Source organism: Rhodoferax ferrireducens (assembly GCF_049302455.1).
Classification (GTDB): Bacteria; Pseudomonadota; Gammaproteobacteria; order Burkholderiales; family Burkholderiaceae_C; genus Rhodoferax; species Rhodoferax ferrireducens_B.
Map to the genome: position 1 here is coordinate 1 of NZ_JBAQMD010000060.1, position 2,617 is coordinate 2,617.

Consider the following 2,617-nt stretch of genomic DNA (forward strand, 5'->3'; position numbering starts at 1 on the left):
CGCCTGCGCCGTCTGATGCGCAAACACGGACTGCGCTCGGTATGGAAGCGCAAATTCGTGCACACAACCGACAGCCGGCATGCGCTGCCGATTTCACCCAATGTGTTGAACCGGCAGTTCAACCCGACGCGGCCCAACCAGGCCTGGGTGGCCGACATCACCTACATCCGAACGCGCAGCGGCTGGCTGTATCTGGCAGTGGTGCTGGACTTGTTTGCACGCAAGGTCGTGGGCTGGGCGATGGCACCGGACATGCAGGCCACGCTGGTGTGCCGGGCACTGCAACTGGCCATCGCGCAGCGCCAACCGGCGCCAGGATTGATCGTGCATTCGGACCGCGGTAGCCAGTATGCCAGCGCTGCACACCAGGCACTGCTGAGCAAGCATGGTTTGGTCGGCAGCATGAGCCGCAAGGGCAACTGCTGGGACAACGCGGTAATGGAGCGATTCTTCCTGAATTTGAAGATGGAGCGCGTTTGGCAGCAGGATTACGCCAACCATACCGAAGCCAGGAACGACATTGCGGACTACATCGTCAGCTTCTACAACAGCCAGCGGTTGCACTCCACATTGGGCAACTTGCCACCCAATGCTTTCGAGCAGAAATCGGCAATCAAACAACCTATCGGTCTGTACGAAAAAACTTGACCAGGACAAGCTTCTCGACTCAGCGAGACAACTTGCGGCCAGTGACGCAGATCATGAACTAATTGAATAGGTGAGAAAGTGGCTGCAGTCTATCCATCAGGTCAGAATCTTCAACTCAGCCCTCCGCTCCCCAAGGGTGGCTGCCCGGCACCAGCGGGCCCTTGATCCCGGCGCGTTCGATCGTGGCCCAGTCAACGAAACAGCCTGAAGCGGCGCTCATGCTGTCACCGGCGTGTCCAGCACCGCCTTGAGCTTCAGGCTCATGTTGGTTTTGGTCGCGTCGGCATAGGGGCAGATACCCTTGGCGCGCTCCATCAGGCTGTCAGCGGTGACCTGGTCCAGCGGACCGGCCATGAAGGCCGTCAGGCTCAGCGCCATGCGGTAAGCCCCCTCAAAATTCACGTACATCGACAGCGCGGCTTCGATGTAGCAGCCGCGCAGCGGCAGTTTGTCGGTTTTGGCAATGTGGCGAATGGAGTGTTCGAAACAGGCCGCAAAGGCACCCGCGAACAATTGCTCGGGGTTCGGCCCCTCGCCGCTGCCGCCCATCTCCTTGGGCACGGCGAGCTTGAGCTTAAAGCTGCCATCTTCGGTTTGGATCTGGCCGGCGCGACCGCCCTGGGTCAGCATGGTGGTTCTATAAACGAGGTCCATCAGATGTTCTTCTTTCCCTGGAGCAGCTTGGCCTTGTCGGAGGGGCTGTAATGATCGAGGTGGCCTTGAGCGGCGGCGACGCGGCGGTGGGCCATGCGGATGGCTTCGATCTTGCCGGCCGGGGCAATGCGTGAGAGGCACTTGTCCAGTGCCGTGCTGCCGCACTGAGGGCAGGCGGGGCTATCACCAGCGCGCACCAGCGCTTCAAACGGGTGGCCGCAGGCCCGGCAGTTGTAGTCGTAAATCGGCATGGTGATCTCCTGGGGATTCAAACGGGGGCGGCACAACGCTCGGTGGGAGAAGCGCAACCTTCTCCTGCGGAGGCAGACGCAGGGTTCGTGCCAAGGCCAACCCAAGCATCGACGACGGCCGTGTCAAAGCCAACGTGGCGGCTGTCGTTGTCGCTGCGTTGCATCAGGGGGCGACGAATCAACAGCGGCTCGTTGAGCAGCAGCGTCAGCGCGGCTTCGGCGCTCAGTGATTCGGGCTGAATCTCGCCGCTCTTCACGCGCGGTGCGGCGCGGTTAAACCAGTCGGGCACCGGCAGAGGCGCGAAAAAAGCCAGCAGGCTGTCAGCCGTCCAGTGAGCGGTCAACAGGTTGCGCCGCTCCAGCGTGTGACCAGCGGCCATCAGCGCGCTACGCTGGCGGGCGTTGCCGCCACAGCCGGGTTTTTCAAAAAAAACAAGGTGGGTCATGGTGCGACCTTTCAATCAGCGGTTGATAAGTGGGCATAGGGCGGCTCGGTGACGATGCGCGCATCGCTCAGGGGCACGCCCACGGTGAAGTGGTAAACGGACTGCAGCGGCGCGCTGGCCGCGAACTCGGGAAGTCCGATCAACTGGTGCAGCGCATCGTCAAAGAAGCAGCCGATTCCGGTGCCGCGCAGGTTCATGGCTTCGGCTTCCAGGTACAGCGCCTGGCCGATCAGACCGGCTTCCTGCAACCGCTGGCGGTAGGCGGCCGCGTCCGGCAGCGGGTTGAACTCGGCCAGCAGCGCGAACCCCAGGATGGCGTCCGAACCCAGGGCTTGGTGGCAGTTCAGGGTGCGCAAGGTGCCGGCCAGCGCCGGGTTCTCGGCCAGGCGCAGCAGCGGTGCGTCGTCCGGGGCGTCGGGCACGGGGCTCAGGTCCAGCGTGGCCGGCAGGCTGCGGCGCAGCAATTCACGTCCGGCGTCGCTGCGCGGCAGCAGGTAGGCACCTGGGGCCAGACCATCGACCCGGTGGGCGAACAGCAGCACATGCACGCGCGGCTGAGCTGGCCCGGCGTCAAACGGCAGGCGCGCCGGGTGCAGCGCGCGCAGCAGCGGCCAGAGC

The 2,617-nt window shown here is 63.5% G+C and carries 5 protein-coding genes; 1 reads left to right on the top strand and 4 read right to left on the bottom strand.

From position 1 onward, the window contains the following. A partial coding sequence (locus WA157_RS10675) for an IS3 family transposase (RefSeq protein WP_422620935.1) occupies positions 1 to 648 on the top strand: 648 nt, incomplete at its 5' end. Between the two features lie 216 nt (positions 649 to 864). Here WA157_RS10675 and WA157_RS10680 read toward each other — a convergent pair. The 4 genes from WA157_RS10680 to WA157_RS10695 all read right to left on the bottom strand — a co-directional run. Next, complete coding sequence (locus WA157_RS10680) at positions 865 to 1,302, bottom strand: Ohr family peroxiredoxin (RefSeq protein ID WP_422620936.1); 438 nt, start codon at positions 1,300 to 1,302, stop codon at positions 865 to 867. Continuing rightward, positions 1,302 to 1,553, bottom strand: a complete 252-nt coding sequence (locus tag WA157_RS10685) for an FmdB family zinc ribbon protein (protein WP_422620937.1) — start codon at positions 1,551 to 1,553, stop codon at positions 1,302 to 1,304. Before WA157_RS10685 ends, WA157_RS10680 begins: the two co-directional genes overlap by 1 nt. 17 nt (positions 1,554 to 1,570) lie before the next feature. Then, a complete protein-coding gene (locus WA157_RS10690; protein WP_422620938.1) occupies positions 1,571 to 1,999 on the bottom strand; it encodes an ArsC/Spx/MgsR family protein in 429 nt (142 codons plus the stop codon). 11 nt (positions 2,000 to 2,010) lie between these two features. Next, the coding region (locus WA157_RS10695) for a nitroreductase family protein (RefSeq protein WP_422620939.1) at positions 2,011 to 2,617 on the bottom strand (607 nt) is incomplete at its 5' end.

Excerpts from the sequence above, each read along its gene's own strand:
- WA157_RS10680 (WP_422620936.1), bottom strand. The coding sequence starts at position 1,302 with ATGGACCTCGTTTATAGAACCACCATGCTGACCCAGGGCGGTCGCGCC.
- WA157_RS10685 (WP_422620937.1), bottom strand. The coding sequence starts at position 1,553 with ATGCCGATTTACGACTACAACTGCCGGGCCTGCGGCCACCCGTTTGAA.
- WA157_RS10690 (WP_422620938.1), bottom strand. The coding sequence starts at position 1,999 with ATGACCCACCTTGTTTTTTTTGAAAAACCCGGCTGTGGCGGCAACGCC.